Genomic DNA, 16634 nt, shown 5'->3' with positions numbered 1-16634 from the left:
GATGACGAGCGACCTTCTGGCGGGGCTGGAGCCGCCCCCACCGTCGCGGGCAGGGATAGGCCCCGGCGCTGTGGTGCTGCGCGGCCGGGCGCTGGGCCTGGTGCCGGCGCTGCTGGCCGCTGTCGAGCGGGTGGCGGAGGCGGCCCCCTTCCGTCACATGGTGACGCCGGGCGGCTTTGAAATGTCGGTCGCCATGACCAATTGCGGCACCGCCGGCTGGATCACCGACCGGGCCGGCTATCGCTATGCCGCCGAGGACCCCATGACCGGCCGGCCCTGGCCCGCCCTGCCGGAGGTTTTGCGCGACCTTGCCCATGAGGCGGCGGAAGAGGCGGGATATCCCGGCTTTGACCCCGACGCCTGCCTGATCAACCGGTATGAACCGGGGGCGCGGCTGACGCTGCACCAGGACAGGGATGAGCGGAACAGGGGCCATCCCATCGTCTCGGTGTCCCTGGGCCTGCCCGCGACCTTCCAGTTCGGCGGGCTGAAGCGGACCGATCCCCTCCTGCGGGTTCCCTTGACCCATGGCGATGTCGTGGTCTGGGGTGGGCCATCGCGCCTGTTCCATCACGGCATCCTGCCGCTGAAGGAGGGGGAACATCCGGAGCTGGGCGCGCGGCGCCTGAACCTGACCCTGCGCCGGGCGCTCTAACCCGCCGCCAGCCGGCGGGACCCTTCCGGCAGGGTGGCGCACCCGTAGAGCACGGCGCGGCACATGGCGCGATAATGGGTGGTCAGCATCTCATCCGGAACGGCCGGCAGGCCGTGGCTCACCGCGCTGCCGCCATCGGCCAAGGTTTGCGCCGCCATGGCATGGGTGAATTCCGGCGACAGGCGCAGCAGGCCATCCCCCTCCAGTTCCCGCAGCAGCTTTTCCAGCAGGGACTGGAAATGGGTCGCCGCCTCGACCATCTGGTCGCGGCAGCGCTTCAGCACCTCCGCCGTCAGGTCGATGATGTGGGGGGATTTGGCCAGGACGCGGCGGGCGTAGCCATAGCGCACGTCCATGATCTCGGTGATGATGTCCAGGGCGCTGCCGCCCGCCTGGCGCACGCGGGCGCCGGCCTCCAGCCCCGCGCGGATCAGCATGGCGTTCTCGTGCCGGGTGCTGGCCTTGAAGGCGTCTTCCTTGTTGCGGAAATAATGGTACAGCGCGCGGCGTGTGAAGCCGCAAGATTCGGCCAAATCCACCATGGTCAGGTCGCTGTAGCCGTAAGTCAGAAAGGCTTGGCGCACCCGATTCATCAATTCGGGGCCAGGCTTTAGTGTCTTTTCAGCCATTTTCTCAGCCGTGTCTGTAGTTCATCCCGGAAAGGCGCCATTACTAATGGCGCGGTCACCCTGACGCACCAGGGCAGATGCATTAACTCTTTCTACAGTGGCAAGATCATGGCGCTGTCGCACAGGGGCGGTTAGTACACCGATGGCGGATTATCCTTCGGCGCCATCGATACCTCCCTTCCATCCTATCGTTTATGCCGCCGCTGGTCGGGCCGCTATCGTGCGGGATGAACGGAACCAGTGGCGAAGGGACGCCTTATGAGGATCATCTTGACCGGTGCCGGCGGCTTCGTCGGCCGCCATCTGGCGCGGCGCCTTCTGGCCCAAGGCCTGGAGGGTCGGGTGGTGGACCGGCTGGTGCTGGCCGACCTCGAGCCGCCGATTTGCGACGACGTCCGCGTGTCCCGGGTGCCGGGTGACCTGTCGGACCCCGCCGTGCGGACCCGGTTGGTGGCCGACGGGGCCGATGTGCTGTTTCACCTGGCGGCCTTGCCCGGCGGTGCGGCGACGCGCGACCCCGCCCTGTCGCGCAAGGTGAACCTCGACGGAACGCTGTCCCTGATCGAGGCTGTGGCCGACGCGATGGGGGCGGGCAGCCCGGCGCCCCGCGTGGTGTACACCAGCACCATCGCCGTGCTGGGCCATCCCCTGCCGGCGCGGGTCGATGACACCACGCCGCCGCAGCCAGCCATGACCTATGGCACGCACAAGCGCATGGTGGAATTGGCGCTGGACGACTACCGCCGCCGGGGGGTGGTCGATCCCGTGGCCATCCGCCTGTCCGGCATCCTGGCCCGGCCGGGGGGGCCACGGGCCTGAAATCCGCCTTCATGAGCGATGTGTTCCATGCCCTGGTGGCGGGACGGCCCTACACCTGCCCGGTCTCACCCGGCGCCACCATTTGGGCCATGTCGCTGGACCGCTGCGTCGACAATCTGCTGCACGCCGCCACCGTCGACGGCGCGCGGTTGCCCGGCGCCGTCACCCTGCCGGCCCTGCGTGTTCCCATGGGCGCGCTGGTGGAGGCCATCGCCCGGCGCACCGGCGCGGACGCCGGTCTGGTGGACTACGTCTCCGACGCGGCGTTGGAGGCCGCGTTCGGCGCCTATCCCCCCTTGGCCACGCCGGCCGCCGACGCCGCCGGCTTCCGCCATGACGGCACGGTGGATGCCCTGGTGGCCTCCGCGCTGGCCACCCTATAAGGCCGGTCCGATCCGCGGTCGGATGCGTACCGGGCCTCACGGGGACAGGGTGGGCGTTCCCGCCCACCCTTCACGCGGCCCTCAAGCGATCATTCGCCCCGGCTGGGTGGGATGCTGGTCGCCAGGCGCAGGATTTCCGACGGGATGTCCCGCTCCGGCAGCACCACCTGCACCAGCCAGACATGGTCCGGGTCGGCCTTCACGTCCGCCAGCGCCTGTTCCAGATGCTCCAGCGTGGTGACGCGGGCGGCCTTGGCGCCCAGGGCGCGGGCGAACTCCGCATACTCCCACTTCGGGATTTTGTTATAGGCGTTGAACGGTTGGTCATCGGTGTAGGTCGCTGAATTGGTCAGCGCCTGCTCGATGCCATAGATGGCGTTCTCCATGACGAAGACGACCGGGTTGCGGCCGTAATGCGCCATGCTGGAGATGGTCTGCGCCACCATCTGGAAGCCGCCGTCGCCCGCGAACACCACCGGCCGGGCGCTGGGGTCGGCCACCGACAGGCCGAAGCCGGCGGCCGAGGCATAGCCGATGGCGCCCCAGGCCGCCTGGCTGACGAAGCCGTTGGCGCGGTTCACCGGGATGTTGCAGCTGACATACATGCTGCTGCTTTCATCCGGCACCAGGGTCATGTCGGCCTCCACCCATGTCTCCATGCGCGTGAAGAAACGGGCATAGGTGATGAGGTCGGGCGGGAAGGGCTTGTAGTCCGGGTCGATGGTGGCGGGGCCCTTGGTGGCCCAGGGCTGGCGGGTCGGTTGGTCCTTCAGGGCGCTGGCCAGGGCGGCCAGAAAGTCGGCCAGCGGCACGCCGCTGTAGGTGGCGGCGCCGATGCGCACGCTGTTGTCATAGGCCACGATCATGGTGTCGAAATCGGCCTCGATGATCTCTTCGTAATCATCGGTGATCAGGTCGCCGGTCACCACCAGCAGGTCGGCGTCCTTCACGGTCTGATAGGTCGTATAGGTGGATGAGGGCCCGGTATAGGTGCCGACGAAGCCCTCCGTCGTTTCCGCCAGCACACTCTTGGCCAGCAGGCTGGTGACATAGGGCAGGCCGGTCTGCGTACGCAGGTCGCCGAAGGTCTCCTGCAGGCCATAGCGCTGCAGCTCGATGCCGGCCCAGAACAGGGGCCTTTCAGCGGCGGTGATGCGGGCGGCGGCGGCGGCGGCGGCCTGGGTGATGGCCGCCTCGTCACGCGGCAGCTTGGGCACCGCCAGCGGACCCTGCGGTCGGGCGCATTCGGCATCCCACAGATTGCGCCACAGCTCCAGGTAGACGGGGCGCTTGTAGGCCAGCGCCAGGCCCAGGGCGCGGTCGATCTCCGCCGGGGCGTGCGCCGCGTCGCGGATGATCTCCGCGGCCACGGTGATGTGCTGGTAGGCGTCGCGGTCGGCGCGGTAGTTGCCGGTGGCGTGGTGCAGCAGGATCTTGTAGGTGCGGGCGAAGGGCCGGTCGGTGGTGGCGGTGCCGGGGCTGCCGGAAATGGCGACCACCGGCAACCGCTCCACATACGATCCCGCCACCGGGTTGACCAGGGAGAAGGCGCCCACGCCATAGGTGACGGCCGCGCAGCCGATGCCGCGCAGGCGGGTGTAGGCGTCGGCGGCGTACCCCGCCTCCAGCTCCGACCGGCAGCCGAGGCGGGTCAGGGGCGTGTCCGGGTTGCGGGCGGGATCGTCGATGTAGTCGAACCAGCGGGCGACATAGTCGCCGGGCACGGTGAACACGTCGCGCAACCCCACCTCATAGAGGCGCTGGATGAGGTAGTCGCTGACGGTGAAATGGTCGGGCAAGGGGTTCATGGGAACGGCACCCTTCGGGGATGGGAACGGGAAGGGGGGCCGCGGCCGATGGCGCCGGCGGCCCCCTTGACGGATCGGCGACGGACGGTCAGGGCCCCAGGATCTTTTCCGGCGGCAGGCCCGTGAGGTATTCCGGCCAGGGCAGGTGGAACTTGTCGCGCAGGACATGCTCCGCCGTTTGCAGGCAGCCCTCGACCCAGCCCTGGTTGTTGGAATAGGCCTCGCCGCAGATGTAGACCTTCTCCGCCGCCAGCGGCTGGCGGATTTTGGGCATCAGCAGGTTGTAGCGGAAGCCGGCCTTCCATTCGTGCCAGCCGCCGCCGTAGGGGTCGCCCGACCAGTCGTGGTAGATGGCGGAATAGGGCTGGTCCACATCCACCAGCCCGTGCACCTCCAGGATCTGCTGGTGGGCGCTGGACACCATGGCGTCGGTGGCGACGCATTCCGCCAGGGGCACCACGCGCTGATCGTCGCCGCTGGCGGCCGCCTCTTCCTTGGCCAGCGGCGTCACGTTCTTCGGCCGGCGGCCGACGAAGGGCGGGCCATGCTCCAGGCCCTTCCAGAAGGGGACGGTGGTGATGTCGTTGTAGGACGCCATCATCAGGGAGCGCATGTTGCCCTTCTCCCCGCCCGGCTGGTCCTCTTCCGTGCCGAAATAATAGATCTGGCGTACCGGCAGGTCGGTGATGGACCGGCCGGCCACCAGGTTCATGGCCCGCCACCACGGATAATCATAGGCCAGCAGCAGCTTGAAGGCGTCCTGGATCAGGACGCTGGACAGCATCTCCTTGACGCCCTTCTGGTCCCAGCCTTCCCAGTCGATCAACTCCAGCGAGCGGCGGGGCAGGCCCAGGATGATGTCACGGGCGTGCACGATTTCCGGCGGCACCCCTTCCTTGTCCTTGGTCTCCTCATGCACGCCGCCGAAATCGCTGTCGACCACGCGGGTCTCGGTGACGATGAAGGTCAGCTTGTAATGACCGTCGGCGTCCTTCTCGATCTTGGCCAGGCGCCGGTTCATGTGGATCTGGGCGCCCTGCTCGGCCGCCTGCTCGGCCAGGGTCAGGGGCAGGCGTTGATAGCCGCCGGTGATGGCGCGGAAGCCGTCGGTATTGGCGTATTCCGTGGCCGGCAACTGCGCCACCGCGTTGGCGTTGGCGACGTTGGCGTCATAGCCGCCGGCGTCCTTCATGAACTGATAGGCCTCGGAACTCAGGGTCTGCGACATCAGGTTCCAGAAGCCGTAGGTGTACAACGGGTGGCCGTAGACCCGCGTCTCCATCCACTGTTCCAGGGTCAGGTTCTGGTTGTTGGGCACTAGCAGGTTCATGGCGAAGACCTGAAGGTCGTTCACCGTCTTGCCGCGTTCGTTCCAACTGAGGTTGTAGGGCACCTGGGCGGGGTCGGACTGCTGCTTGACCAGCAGGTGCTTGCCCCGCAGGTACAGGATGTTTTCCTTTTCGCCGATGGGCTGGCCATCGGCGCCCTTTTCGGGATTGCCCATGAGGAAGACGTGGCTGGGCAGGTCCAGCGCCTCGATCAGGTTGCTGACCATGGGCTGGTTGGAGGTGGGGTCGTCCTTCTCCGGCACGATGTAGCGCATGCCGCCCAGCTCCGCCGCCACGTTGGGCATGCCGGGAAAGGTCTTGGTGTACAGCCGGCCGCCGATGCGGTCGCTGTATTCGAACAGGGCCACGCGCCGCTGGCCTTCCTTGAGGCCCTGCGGGCCCGTCAGGCGCCAGGCGCAGTAGGTGCCGGCGACGCCGCCGCCGATCACCGCCACGTCCAGGATCTTGCTCATCCGATATCCTCCCCAAGGGCGCCGGCCGCACCGTGAGGCCGGCGAACAATCGGGGCAAGATACGCGTTAAGCGAGCAATATGAAAATCAATGCTTCGTTAACGGGCATTGGTGGGGTTGTGCCCGCTCACGCCCCGCCCGGCATCCGGCGCCAGTCTCCAGGCGTCGTACAGGCTGAGCAGCACGGCCGCCCCCATGACGAAAAAGGCGTTGCGGAAGTCGGTCAGGTCGGCGTGCCCCTGGGGATGGCCGCGGAGGAAGGCCCCCAGGTTCAGCGCCAGGGCGCCCGCGACCACGCCCAGGCCCGAGGTCAACTGCCCCAGCATGGCGGCCAGCGTGTTAGCGGCCGAAACCTCCTCCTTGGGCACGTCGGCGAACTGGATGGTGCTGATGCTGGTGAACTGCATGGAGCGGAACAGGCCGCCCAGGAACAGCACCAGGCCCACCAGCGCCTTGGGTGTCGTGGGCGTGAACAGGCCGCACGCCGCCAGCGACACGGACATCAGCACCCCGTTGACCAACAGCACCCGGCGAAAGCCGAAGCGGCGCAGCACCTGGCTGGTCACCAGCTTCATCGCCAGGTTGCCGGCGAAGATGCACAGCACCAGGGTGCCGGATTGGAAGGCGTTCAGGCCCAGCACCGTCTGGAACAGCAGCGGCGTCAGGAAGGGCACGGTGCCGATGGCGACGCGCTGCACCGATCCGCCCCAAACGGCGACGGCGTAGGTCGGCAGGCGCAGGGCGTCCAGCTTGAACAGCGGCGTGGGGTGGCGGCGGCAATGGCGCACCGTCAGGACCGACAGCGCCAGGCCCAGGCCGATCCCGGCCAGGGCCTGGACGGGTGCCTGCGACCCCTGGCCCACCGTGTCCAGGCCGAAAACCAGGGCCACCAGCGCCCCGCCCGACAGCAGGAAGCCCCCAAGGTCCAGCGGCCGCGCGCCGGCCGGCCGTTCCTTCGGCACCCAGGCGATGGTCAGGGCCAGGGCCAGCAGGCCCAGGGGCAGGTTCAGGAAGAAGATCCAGGGCCAGTCGGCATAGGTGACGATGAAGCCGCCCAGCGGCGGCCCCAGCACCGGCGCCACCAGGCCCGGCCACACGGTGGTGCCGATGGCCCGCATCAGGTCCTTCTTCTCGGTGATGCGCAGGATGATCAGCCGCCCCACCGGCACCATGGCGGCCCCGCCCAGACCCTGCAATATGCGGGCGGCGGTGAAGCTCCACAGGCCCTGGCTCAGGCCGCACAGCAGGGACGACAGCGTGAACAGGGCGATGGCGCCGCCGAACACGGTGCGCGGCCCCAGCCGGTCGGCCACCCAGCCGCTGATGGGGATGAACACGGCCAGCGCCAGCAGATAGGCCGTCATGCCGATGTTCATGTCCACCGGCGCCACGCCGAAGGACCGCGCCATCTGCGGCATGGCGGTGGCGATGACCGTGCCGTCCAGCAGCTCCATGAAAAAGGCGCCGGCCACCAGGTAGGTGACGGCTTGGGCGTGGCGGCCCCGGGTGGCGGCGGGACTGTCGGGCATGAAGGGGAACCAGGCGGGGATGGCAACGGGGACGGGGTCGACTATGGCGCGCCGTCCCGTCCCCGTCCCCTGCGTTTAGCTCACCCCACCTTCCAGGCCAGGGTGCCCTTGGGCGCCTTGTACCAGCCGGGGTCGCGGTAGTCGGCGGCGACCTCGTCCCGCACCTTGATCACCGTCACCATGCCGCCCATGTCCAGGCCGCCATAGGGGCCGGTGCCGGTCATCATGGGCGGGGTGTTGGCGGGGCCGGGCATCATGCCGGCCATGGGGCCCATGTCGCCCATCCCCCGTTCACCCATGGGCATGTAGCCCGGCAGTTGGGCGCCCAGGCGCCGCGCCACCTCACCCTGGCTGACGCCCAGGAAATTGGGGATGTCGTGGCCCATGGTGTTCATGGCGTGATGGCTCTTGTGGCAGTGGAAGGCCCAGTCGCCCGGGTTGTCGGCCACGAACTCCACCGTGCGGGTGGTGCCAACCGGCACCTGGATGGTGGTTTCCGGCCAGCGCGCGCCCTCCGGGATCATGCCGCCATCGGTGCCGGTCACCCACATGTGATGGCCATGGATGTGCATGGGGTGCTCATGCATGGACACGTTGCCGATGCGCAGGCGCACCCGCTGCCCGGTCTTCACCACCAGATGCTCCACAGCGGGAAACACCCGGCCGTTGATGGTCCAGGTGTCATGCTCCAGCATCACCGCCGGGTCGGGGCGCGAGGTGCCGGGGTGGATGGCCCAGGCGTGCAGCATCATGGTGTAGTCGCGGTCCACCTGGCCCACGGCAGCGTCCTTGGGGTGGATGATGAACATGCCCATCATGCCCACCGCCATCTGCAGCATCTCATCGAAATGCGGGTGGTACATCTGGGTCCCGTGCTGGCGCAGGGTGAACTCATAGGCCCAGGTTTCCCCCGGCGGGATGGGCGGGGCCGACAGGCCGCTGACCCCGTCCATGCCCGAGGGCAGCAGTACGCCATGCCAGTGGATGCTGGTGGCCTCCGGCAGTTTGTTGGTGACCAGGATGCGCACCCGGTCACCCTCCACCGCCTCGATGGTGGGGCCGGGACTGCTGCCGTTGTAGCCCCAGACCTTGACCTTGAAGCCGGGCGCGAACTCTTGCTCGAACTCATGCGCCGTCAGGTGGAATTCCTTGACCCCGTCCTTCAGGACATGGGGCAGGGTGGTGCCATTCAGGGTGATGGTCGCTGGCCGGTCGGTGCCGGGCACCAGCCGCGGTGGGCGCGGCGGCGTGATGGATGTCGCCACCGCTTTCCTGTCCATGCTCATGGCGCGGGTTTGGGCGGTGGGCGCCGGCGTGGCTGGGGCCGTGTGGTGCGCGTGGTCCTGCGCCGACGCCGGCGTGCCGCGCAACAGGGCGCCGGCCCCGCCCAGCAGGGCGGCGGACTTCAGCAACTGGCGGCGGCCCCAGGGAAGATAGGTGGTCATGACGGGCCTCCCGGCTGGGTCGCTTCAGGGGTGTTGGACGGGGAAATGGTCTGTCGGCCGCCGGCCAGGCGGATCAGGTCGCCGTCGGCCAGCCAATAATCGCGCACGGCGTCGATGTAGTGGCGATAGGCCGTCAGGCGGGCCTGGCGCGCGGCCATGACCTCGAACGGGCTGGTCAGCATGTAATTGTATTCAGCCATGCCCAGGCGGACCAACCGGTCCTGCAGGGGCAGGACCGTGTGCAGGTAATGGTCTGCCAGGTCGCGGGCCCGCACCAGGCGGTCGCGCGCCTCCCGCGCTTCCGACCGCAAATCCACGGCCAGTTGCAGGGTGCGCCGCGCCTCCTGCCGGTACTCGGCCTCCGCCTTGGCCACGGCCGGCTGGCCCTGGTCGAACAGGGGCAGGGCCAGGGTCAGGGACGGGCCCAGCACCAGGGAGCGGTCGGTTTCCCGCTCGCCGCCCACGCCCAGCTCCGCGTCCGTCCACAGGCGGCTGGCGTCCGTCAAACCCAGGCCCGCGGCCTTGGCGGCGGTCGCCCGCCGGGCCGCCGCCAGCTTCAGGTTCCCGGCGATCACCGTCGCCTCCACCATCGTCAGGTCCGGTTCGTGGGGCGGCAGGGGCGGCAGGTCGCCATCGACGCTCCACCGCGCCTGCGGGCCCCACAGCCCCATGAGGCGGTTCAGGGTTTCCCGCGTGGCGGTGACCTCGCCGGCGGCGTTCAGGCTTTCCGCCCGGACATCCTCCAGGGCCGCCTGCTCGGTGGCCAGGCGCCGCTCGCTGACGTTGCCGGCTTGGCGCAGGCGGGCCATCAGGTCATAAGCGGCCTGGGCCGCCTCCAGCGCCTGGTCCAGGGTTCGCGCCTCCTCCAGGGCGGCGCGGTGGCGCAGGTAGGCGGCACGCGTTTCCGCCGCCAGGTCCAGCACCTCGGCGCTGACGGTCAGCTTCACCTGCTCGAACCGCTCCGCCGCCACCTTGCGGCGGGCGGGCAGCCACAGCAGGTCCAGGAAATTGGCGACCACGCTGAAGGTCAGCTTGGGCGGCTCGGCCCCGCTGTTCTGGCCTTTCAGGGGAAATTCGCTGGCCAGGGAAAGCAGCGGGTTGCGCAGCAGCCCCGCCTGGACCAGGTCGGCCTGGGCCACGCCCAGATCCTCATAGGTCGCCTGTAGGCCGGGATTGTTCAGCAGGGCCACCTGCACCGCCCCGTCCGCCGTCAACGGCTTTGCCAGCAGCGTGGCCACGGCCTGCGCCGCGTCCGCGTCGGCGGCGCTGTCCCGGTTCCAGGCCACGCGCTGCGGCAGGCGATCCTCCAGCCGCTTCTGCACATCGGGGAAGCCGGCCTCGGGCGGCACGGTGGCACAGCCGGCCAGCGCGCCCGCCAGCACCAGCGGCGCCAGGCGCTTCATTGACCGCGCGCTCATGGCGTGTCCCGTCCCTGGTGGTGGCTGTGGTCCATGCCCGGCATGTCCGGCATGGGCGATGCGTCCGCCGGGGGCTGGGCGGACAGGGGGGCGCCGGGGCGGGGCTGCGGACGCGACCAAGGCGTCGCCGGGGCGCCGGCGTCGGCGGCGGTGGGACCCGGGCCGACCGGGAAGGGGGGCGGCGTCAGGGGTGCGCACCCTGCGGCGGCCGCCAGCAAGGCGGCGCGCGCTATGAGTCTGGGCATGGGAAGTCTCGGGGGAAAGGGGAACCGCGGTCGCGTGAAGACGATGCCGGGTTGGCCGAACCGAACCCGGGCGTCAGGCGAAAGCGGTCGGTCTGGGCGGCCCCAGGGCGGGCGCCAGGGCCAAGCCGGCCCCGCCCACGTCCCCGGCGGGCGTCAGGGCGGACAGGGTGGCGGTTCGCGCCGCGTCCGGAAGAACGGGGGGCACCAGCGCGCCGGCGCAGGCGGCGGCGCATCCGGCCATGCCGCCGACACAGCAGCAATCGGCGGCCTGGTGACACGCGTGGGCGGCCACCGCGACCGTATGGCGGGTCGTCAGGGGGGAAGGGCGCGCCGTCTGGTCGTCCATGGTCCGCTGCGTGGCCATTTGCGGATGTTGCACGCAATCATGCGCCCGGGCGGTGCCCGACCAACCCGTGACCACGGCCACGAGGGTCAGGAACGCCAACAGCAAGGGCAGGGACGACCGGATCATGCCGCCGACTATAGCGCCCCCGTCGGCCGGGGCAAGCGCCATGGGGAAAAGCGCATGGCGCCTAAAGGATCAGCGCCCGTCCCGCGCGTGTTCCGGCTTGCCCTTGCGCTTGGTCGAGGCCAGGTCGCGCAACTCCTTCTCGCTCATCGATTTCTCCATGGAGCGGGAGGCGCCCTTCAGGTCGCTTTCCTTGATGTCGCCCCGCTTGGCGGCCAAGGCGGCGCCAGCGGCCTTTTGCTGGGATTTGGACTTGGCGGGCATGATGCTCCCTTTCCTGGAAGATGGAGGCCAATGGGAAATCAGGCCCCTGCCACTTTGTTCCGCCCCGGCTCAGGCCCGTTGGCAGGCCCCCTTTGAAACCTCCTCCAGGGCGGTCCCGGACGTGGGATGGGAACAATCGACCGCCGCCCCGGTTGAGAAGGCCAGCGACTAACCGCGCAATCTTGTTGGGGAGGCTTTCATGATCGGAACCATCCTGTTGGTTATTTTGGTCCTGTTGCTGATTGGCGCGTTGCCCAGTTGGCCCTACAGCAGCGGTTGGGGGTATGGCCCCAGCGGCCTGTTGGGCCTGGTGCTGATCGTCGTGCTGGTCCTGGTGTTGACCGGCAGGGCGTGACGGTACGCCGTCGCCTGTTCCCGTCCCCGGTTTCTCACTGACGGAGGGCAAGATGACAAGTCAGGACATCGGTCGCCTGCTGGGCGACGTTTCCAGCCATTTTGAACGCCCCCATGACATCGTCGTGTCCGACCAATACACGCGGGAGCAGAAGATCAACCTGCTTCGCCATTGGGAGCATGACCTGCAGTTGCTGATGGTGGCATCGGAGGAAAGCATGACCGGCGGCACGCCCGGCCAGACGGCGGAACAGATGAAGGCGGTCTGCGACGCCTTGTCGGCGTTGGAGGGCCTGCAACGGCCTGGTGGGCCGGCCAAGGTGGGATGATGACGCTACGCGAATGGGCGTCCCCGGCCGGAACCATTCAGGGCGCAATCGGGTTTACCACCATCGGGCCCAACTTCCGGATCCCGTTCCCGGAGATGATAAGGAGAACAAACCTATGGCGAGCATGAGCATCGACGACGTGACCGGCAAGGCCTCGGACATCGCGGCGGATACCGCCGCCGCCGCCAGCAAGGTCGGACGCACGGCCTATGACGCTGTGCGTGAAGGCGCCTACGCCGCGGCGGACTTGGCCAAGGCCAAGGGCGACCAGGCGGTGCAGGAGGTCAGCACCCACGTGGCGGCGCGGCCCTTGACGGCCATCGCCTTGGCGGGGGCCGCCGGCTTCATTCTGGCACGGTTGTGGAACCGGTGATCTTTCCGGCATTCAGCGACGGCCCCGGTTTTCCGGGGCCGTTCGCTTATGTCGGCCCTATCCGGTTTGGAAAGGCGCCCATCCGCGGCGATTGCGCGCTGTCCGTGCAAGACCCGGGGCCGCCGCCATGGTCAACTGAAACCGGTCTGCCGCCTGAGGCCCACCACCTGGCACAGCCACCACTAACCCGCCACCAAAGGGGATGACATCCGTGCCCACCGCCGCCCCAGCCTCCGCCGACACGCAACCATTGGCTGGGTCCCTGACGCCGCTGCCGGGCTTGCCACCCATGGGGCACCGCCGGCACGCGGATCCGCAGGCGCGCTATCGTGTCGTCAGGGGCGAGACGGTGGCCCGCACCCGGGGCCTGACGCCGGAAGACCAGACGCTGCAATCCATGCCCGACGCCAGTCCCACCAAATGGCACCTGGCCCATACCACCTGGTTCTTCGAGACCTTCCTGTTGACGCCATCGGTGCCGGGATACCGGCCGTTCGATCCCACGTTCCGCTATCTTTTCAATTCCTACTACGACGGTGTCGGCGACCGGTGGCCCCGGGCGGCGCGCGGCCTTCTGTCCCGTCCCACCGTGGCGCAGGTGATGGCTTATCGCGACCATGTCGACCAGGCCATGGACACCTGGTTATCGGGGGACATCGACGCCCGTGCCGCGGCGCTGCTGGAACTGGGGTTGCAGCATGAGCAGCAGCACCAGGAACTGATCATCACCGACATCAAGCACGCGCTGCTGACGCATCCCTTTCCGCCCCCGGTCTTTCCGCCGCCCACACCGGTGGTGGCCCCCAGGACCGATGACATCGTTTGGCGGGCGATGCCGTCCGGCCTCTACGCCGTTGGCAGCGACGGTGGCGCCGGCGAGGGGACGGACTTCATCTTCGATAACGAAGGACCCCGGCATAAGGTCTGGCTGGAGGCGTTCGAGATCGCCGACCGCGTCGTGACCAATGCCGACTACCTGGCCTTCATCGAGGAGGACGGCTACCGGCGGGCGGACCTCTGGCTGTCCGATGGCTGGGCCACGGTGCAGGCCCAGGGCTGGCAGGCGCCCCTGTATTGGCGGCGGGGGGAGGAAGGCGCCTGGCATGTGGGCACCCTGTCCGGCGTCCGCCCCGTCGATCCCAACGATCCCGTCTGCCATGTCAGCCTTTACGAGGCCGACGCCTATGCCCGGTGGGCGGCGGCGCGCTGGCCCGGCGCCCGCCTGCCGACGGAGGCGGAGTGGGAGATCGCGGCCGGCGAACCCAGCGCGGGTCCTGGCGCGGGTCCCGACATGGGCTCCGGCGCGGCCCACGCCGACGACGACAGTTTCCACCCCCGCGCCGTGGCCGGATTTTACGGCGATGTCTGGGAATGGACCGCCAGTCCCTACACCGGCTACCCCGGCTATCGCCCGCCCGAGGGGGCCATCGGTGAATACAACGGCAAGTTCATGAGCGGCCAGATGGTGCTGCGCGGTGGATCGCGCGCCACCCCGGCCGGCCATATCCGCAAAACCTACCGCAATTTCTTCCCGCCGGCCGCGCGCTGGCAATTCTCCGGCATTCGACTTGCGAGGACGCCATGATCGTGACGGACGTGATCGACCGTGTGAGCTTCATGGATTTTGAGCCGGCCGCGGCCAGCTTCCGTGACGATGTGCTGGCGGGCCTGTCGCACCCCATCCGCCGCATCCCCTGCAAATACCTGTACGACGCCACCGGCGCCGCCCTGTTCGAGCGCATCTGCGAGCTGCCGGAGTATTATCCGACCCGGACGGAACTGGGCATGCTGCGCCAGAGTGGCGACGAGATCGCCGCCCTGGCGGGGCCGGAGGCGCAGGTGGTGGAATTCGGCACCGGCGACGGCCGCAAAAGCCGGCTGCTGCTGAGCGCCCTGGACCGCCCGGCCTCGTACGTCTCCATCGACATCTCGCGCGACCAGTTGATCCGCGAGGCGGCGGCGCTGGCGCTGGACATGCCGCAGGTGGAAATCACCGCCGTCTGCGGCGACTATACCCAGCAGACCCTGTCGCTGCCCGCCATCGGACGGCGGCGCATCGGCTTCTTCCCTGGCTCCACCATCGGCAATCTGACGCCGGTGGCGGCCACCGCCTTCCTGGCCCGTTGCGCCCACCTGCTGCCGGGCGGCGCCATGCTGGTGGGTGTTGACATCCCCAAGGACGTTTCCGTGGTGGAGGCCGCCTATAACGACAGCGCCGGCGTCACCGCCGCCTTTTCGCTGAACCTGTTGGCCCGCATCAACCGCGAGCTGGGCGGCACCTTCGACCTGTCGGGCTTCCGCCATTACGCCTATTTCAACGAGGCCCAGTCGAAGATCGAGATTTTCCTGATCAGCCAGCGGGAACAGCGCGCCGCCGTGGCCGGCCGCTTCTTCCACTTCCGTGCCGGCGAACGCATCCATATCGAGGATTCCTACAAGCTGGCGCCGGCCACCTTCCAGAACATGGCGCGTGCCGCCGGGTTCGAGCCCACCAAGGTCTGGGTGGACCCGGATGGCTTGTTCAGCCTGCACTGGCTGTTGGCGCCCCTATAAGCGGGCCGTTGTGAGGTTAAGGGAACCGGTGGACAAAAGCGCTCCCGCCAACGAAGCTCCGGTCCGGGAGTGAACAGCCTGGAAGGATGGGCGATGGCGTTGGGCGATACCGGTTTCCGATCGCGCGGGGCGGCCGCGTGCTGAGTGGCGATCTCTGGCTGATCCTGGCGGCGGGCGGCTGCATCGCGCTGGCCGTGATCCTCATCATCCGTCTGAAGCTGCACCCCTTTCTGGCCCTGCTGTGCGCGGCGTTGGCCTTGGCGGTGGCGCGGGGCATGGCGCCGGATCGGGCCATCGGCGCCGTGCAAAAGGGGTTCGGCGACATCATGGGCGGGGCGGGCCTGGTGGTGGCCTTGGGCCTGACCCTGGGCACCATGCTCCAGCTATCGGGCGCCGCCGCCTCCCTGGCCGGGGCCACGGTGGGGGCGGTGGGTCCGCGCTGGCGGCCCTGGGGTTGCCTGCTGGCTTCGCTGGTCCTGGGCCTGCCCCTGTTTTTCGAGACGGGCGTCGTCCTGCTGCTTCCCATCATCGCGGCGCTGCCCCTGAGGGGGGATCGTGATGGCCGGCAGCACCTGCGCCTGATGCTGCCGGCCTTGGCGGGGCTGTCGGTTCTGCACGCCCTGGTGCCGCCCCATCCCGGGCCCATCATCGCCGTGGAGCAACTGGGCGCCGGCGTCGGCCCGACATTGGTGTTGGGCGTGCTGCTGGGCTTGCCCATCGCGGTGCTGGCGGGGCCGGTGTTCGCCGGCCTGATCGTGCCCCACGTCGCCGTGTCCCCTGTCTCCGTTCGGGACGGCGCGGTGGACACGGTTCCCCGTGACGCCTTGCCGTCTCCTTGGGTGGCCTTGGGCGTCGTCCTGCTGCCTGTTCTGCTGATCGCCGCGAAGGCGGTGCCGGCCCTGGGCCACGACCCCGTGCTGGCCCTGCTGGGGGCGCCGCCGGTGGCCTTGCTGCTGGCCAATCTGGTGGCGCTGGCGGTCTTCTTCGGCCCCCGGCGCGGCCCAGGGGATAGGGCCCATGGGAACAAGGGCGTCGATTGGGACGCGCTGTGGCATGAGGCCATGGCCCCGGCCGCCGGCATCCTGCTCAGCATCGCCGGTGGCGGCGCCTTCAAGCAGGTGCTGGTGGAGGCCGGGTTGGCTGACACCCTGGCGCGCATCGCCCAGCAGGGGGCGGTCTCGCCCATCGTGCTGGCCTGGGGCATCGCCGTGCTGATCCGCCTGGCCACGGGCTCGGCCACTGTCGCCACCATCACCGCGTCGGGCGCCTTAAGCGCCGTCGCGGGGACGTCCGGTGTGGCGCCGGAATGGCTGGTCTTGGCCGTGGGGGCCGGCTCGCTGTTCTTCTCCCACGTCAACGACCCCGGCTTCTGGCTGGTGAAGAACTATTTGGGCCTCAGTACCGCCGACACGCTGAAGACCTGGTCGGTGATGGAAACCATCGTCTCCGTCACCGGCCTGATCCTGGTGCTGGCGGCCAGCCACCTGTTTTGAACCGCGCGCACTAACGGCTCATGCCTGCGGTAGCCCGCGACCGCGGGCGCCGGAGCTTTCCGGGGAGC

The 16634-nt window shown here is 69.0% G+C and carries 18 protein-coding genes; 9 read left to right on the top strand and 9 right to left on the bottom strand.

Translation table 11 applies throughout. The features are described from left to right. Window position 1: 1 nt before the first annotated feature. A complete protein-coding gene (alkB, locus tag ULB03_RS16275) occupies window positions 2-655 on the top strand; it encodes a DNA oxidative demethylase AlkB (RefSeq protein WP_322484182.1) in 654 nt (217 codons plus the stop codon). Here alkB and ULB03_RS16270 read toward each other — a convergent pair. Further along, window positions 652-1239, bottom strand: coding sequence for a TetR/AcrR family transcriptional regulator (locus ULB03_RS16270; protein WP_322484181.1), 588 nt, complete (start codon window positions 1237-1239; stop codon window positions 652-654). The genes alkB and ULB03_RS16270 overlap by 4 nt on opposite strands. 303 nt (window positions 1240-1542) lie before the next feature. On the opposite strand from ULB03_RS16270, the gene ULB03_RS16265 reads away from it, so the two are divergent. Together ULB03_RS16265 and ULB03_RS16260 are read left to right on the top strand one after the other, a co-directional pair. Continuing rightward, window positions 1543-2103 carry an NAD-dependent epimerase/dehydratase family protein gene (locus ULB03_RS16265; protein ID WP_322484180.1) on the top strand — a complete coding sequence of 187 codons (561 nt, stop codon included), beginning with the start codon at window positions 1543-1545 and terminating at the stop codon, window positions 2101-2103. Window positions 2104-2114: 11 nt separating this feature from the next. Beyond that, the gene (locus ULB03_RS16260; protein WP_322484179.1) at window positions 2115-2486 is read left to right on the top strand and encodes a Rossmann-fold NAD(P)-binding domain-containing protein; all 372 of its coding nucleotides are present in this window, start codon (window positions 2115-2117) and stop codon (window positions 2484-2486) included. An 89-nt stretch (window positions 2487-2575) separates the two neighbouring features. On the opposite strand, the gene ULB03_RS16255 is transcribed toward ULB03_RS16260, so the two are convergent. The 8 genes from ULB03_RS16255 to ULB03_RS16220 form a co-directional block, all read right to left on the bottom strand. After that, window positions 2576-4294: an alpha-keto acid decarboxylase family protein gene (locus ULB03_RS16255; RefSeq protein WP_322484178.1), complete on the bottom strand. Its 1719-nt coding sequence runs from the start codon at window positions 4292-4294 to the stop codon at window positions 2576-2578. An 88-nt stretch (window positions 4295-4382) separates the two neighbouring features. Beyond that, window positions 4383-6095 carry a flavin monoamine oxidase family protein gene (locus ULB03_RS16250; RefSeq protein ID WP_322484177.1) on the bottom strand — a complete coding sequence of 571 codons (1713 nt, stop codon included), beginning with the start codon at window positions 6093-6095 and terminating at the stop codon, window positions 4383-4385. Window positions 6096-6192: 97 nt separating this feature from the next. After that, a complete protein-coding gene (locus tag ULB03_RS16245; RefSeq protein WP_322484176.1) occupies window positions 6193-7623 on the bottom strand; it encodes an MFS transporter in 1431 nt (476 codons plus the stop codon). Between the two features lie 80 nt (window positions 7624-7703). Beyond that, complete coding sequence (locus ULB03_RS16240; RefSeq protein WP_322484175.1) at window positions 7704-9068, bottom strand: multicopper oxidase family protein; 1365 nt, start codon at window positions 9066-9068, stop codon at window positions 7704-7706. Continuing rightward, a complete protein-coding gene (locus ULB03_RS16235) occupies window positions 9065-10486 on the bottom strand; it encodes a TolC family protein (RefSeq protein ID WP_322484174.1) in 1422 nt (473 codons plus the stop codon). Before ULB03_RS16235 ends, ULB03_RS16240 begins: the two co-directional genes overlap by 4 nt. Continuing rightward, entirely contained in the window at window positions 10483-10731 is a 249-nt protein-coding gene (locus tag ULB03_RS16230; protein ID WP_322484173.1) for a hypothetical protein, read from the bottom strand. The genes ULB03_RS16235 and ULB03_RS16230 overlap by 4 nt, the downstream gene beginning before the upstream one ends. A 73-nt stretch (window positions 10732-10804) precedes the next feature. Beyond that, window positions 10805-11245, bottom strand: a complete 441-nt coding sequence (locus ULB03_RS16225) for a hypothetical protein (RefSeq protein WP_322484172.1) — start codon at window positions 11243-11245, stop codon at window positions 10805-10807. Between the two features lie 27 nt (window positions 11246-11272). Next, window positions 11273-11464, bottom strand: coding sequence for a DUF3008 family protein (locus ULB03_RS16220; protein WP_322484171.1), 192 nt, complete (start codon window positions 11462-11464; stop codon window positions 11273-11275). A gap of 199 nt (window positions 11465-11663) precedes the next feature. Between ULB03_RS16220 and ULB03_RS16215 the strand changes: the two genes are divergently transcribed. The 6 genes from ULB03_RS16215 (at window position 11664) to ULB03_RS16190 (ending at window position 16566) form a co-directional block, all read left to right on the top strand. Continuing rightward, complete coding sequence (locus tag ULB03_RS16215; RefSeq protein ID WP_145735030.1) at window positions 11664-11819, top strand: DUF3309 family protein; 156 nt, start codon at window positions 11664-11666, stop codon at window positions 11817-11819. Between the two features lie 52 nt (window positions 11820-11871). Beyond that, a complete protein-coding gene (locus tag ULB03_RS16210; RefSeq protein WP_322484170.1) occupies window positions 11872-12147 on the top strand; it encodes a hypothetical protein in 276 nt (91 codons plus the stop codon). A 115-nt stretch (window positions 12148-12262) separates the two neighbouring features. Then, complete coding sequence (locus tag ULB03_RS16205) at window positions 12263-12520, top strand: hypothetical protein (RefSeq protein ID WP_322484169.1); 258 nt, start codon at window positions 12263-12265, stop codon at window positions 12518-12520. 211 nt (window positions 12521-12731) lie between these two features. Then, window positions 12732-14105 carry an ergothioneine biosynthesis protein EgtB gene (egtB, locus tag ULB03_RS16200; RefSeq protein ID WP_322484168.1) on the top strand — a complete coding sequence of 458 codons (1374 nt, stop codon included), beginning with the start codon at window positions 12732-12734 and terminating at the stop codon, window positions 14103-14105. Beyond that, complete coding sequence (gene egtD, locus ULB03_RS16195) at window positions 14102-15073, top strand: L-histidine N(alpha)-methyltransferase (RefSeq protein ID WP_322484167.1); 972 nt, start codon at window positions 14102-14104, stop codon at window positions 15071-15073. The genes egtB and egtD overlap by 4 nt, the downstream gene beginning before the upstream one ends. Window positions 15074-15210: 137 nt before the next feature. Then, on the top strand, window positions 15211-16566 hold the full coding sequence (locus ULB03_RS16190) for a GntT/GntP/DsdX family permease (protein WP_322484166.1): 1356 nt from the start codon (window positions 15211-15213) through the stop codon (window positions 16564-16566). Window positions 16567-16634: the final 68 nt, after the last annotated feature.

Origin of the sequence: Nitrospirillum goiasense (genome assembly GCF_034427435.1) — a bacterium.
In the GTDB taxonomy this organism is placed as follows: Bacteria; Pseudomonadota; Alphaproteobacteria; order Azospirillales; family Azospirillaceae; genus Nitrospirillum.
This window is presented reverse-complemented; position numbering and strand designations above follow the sequence as displayed.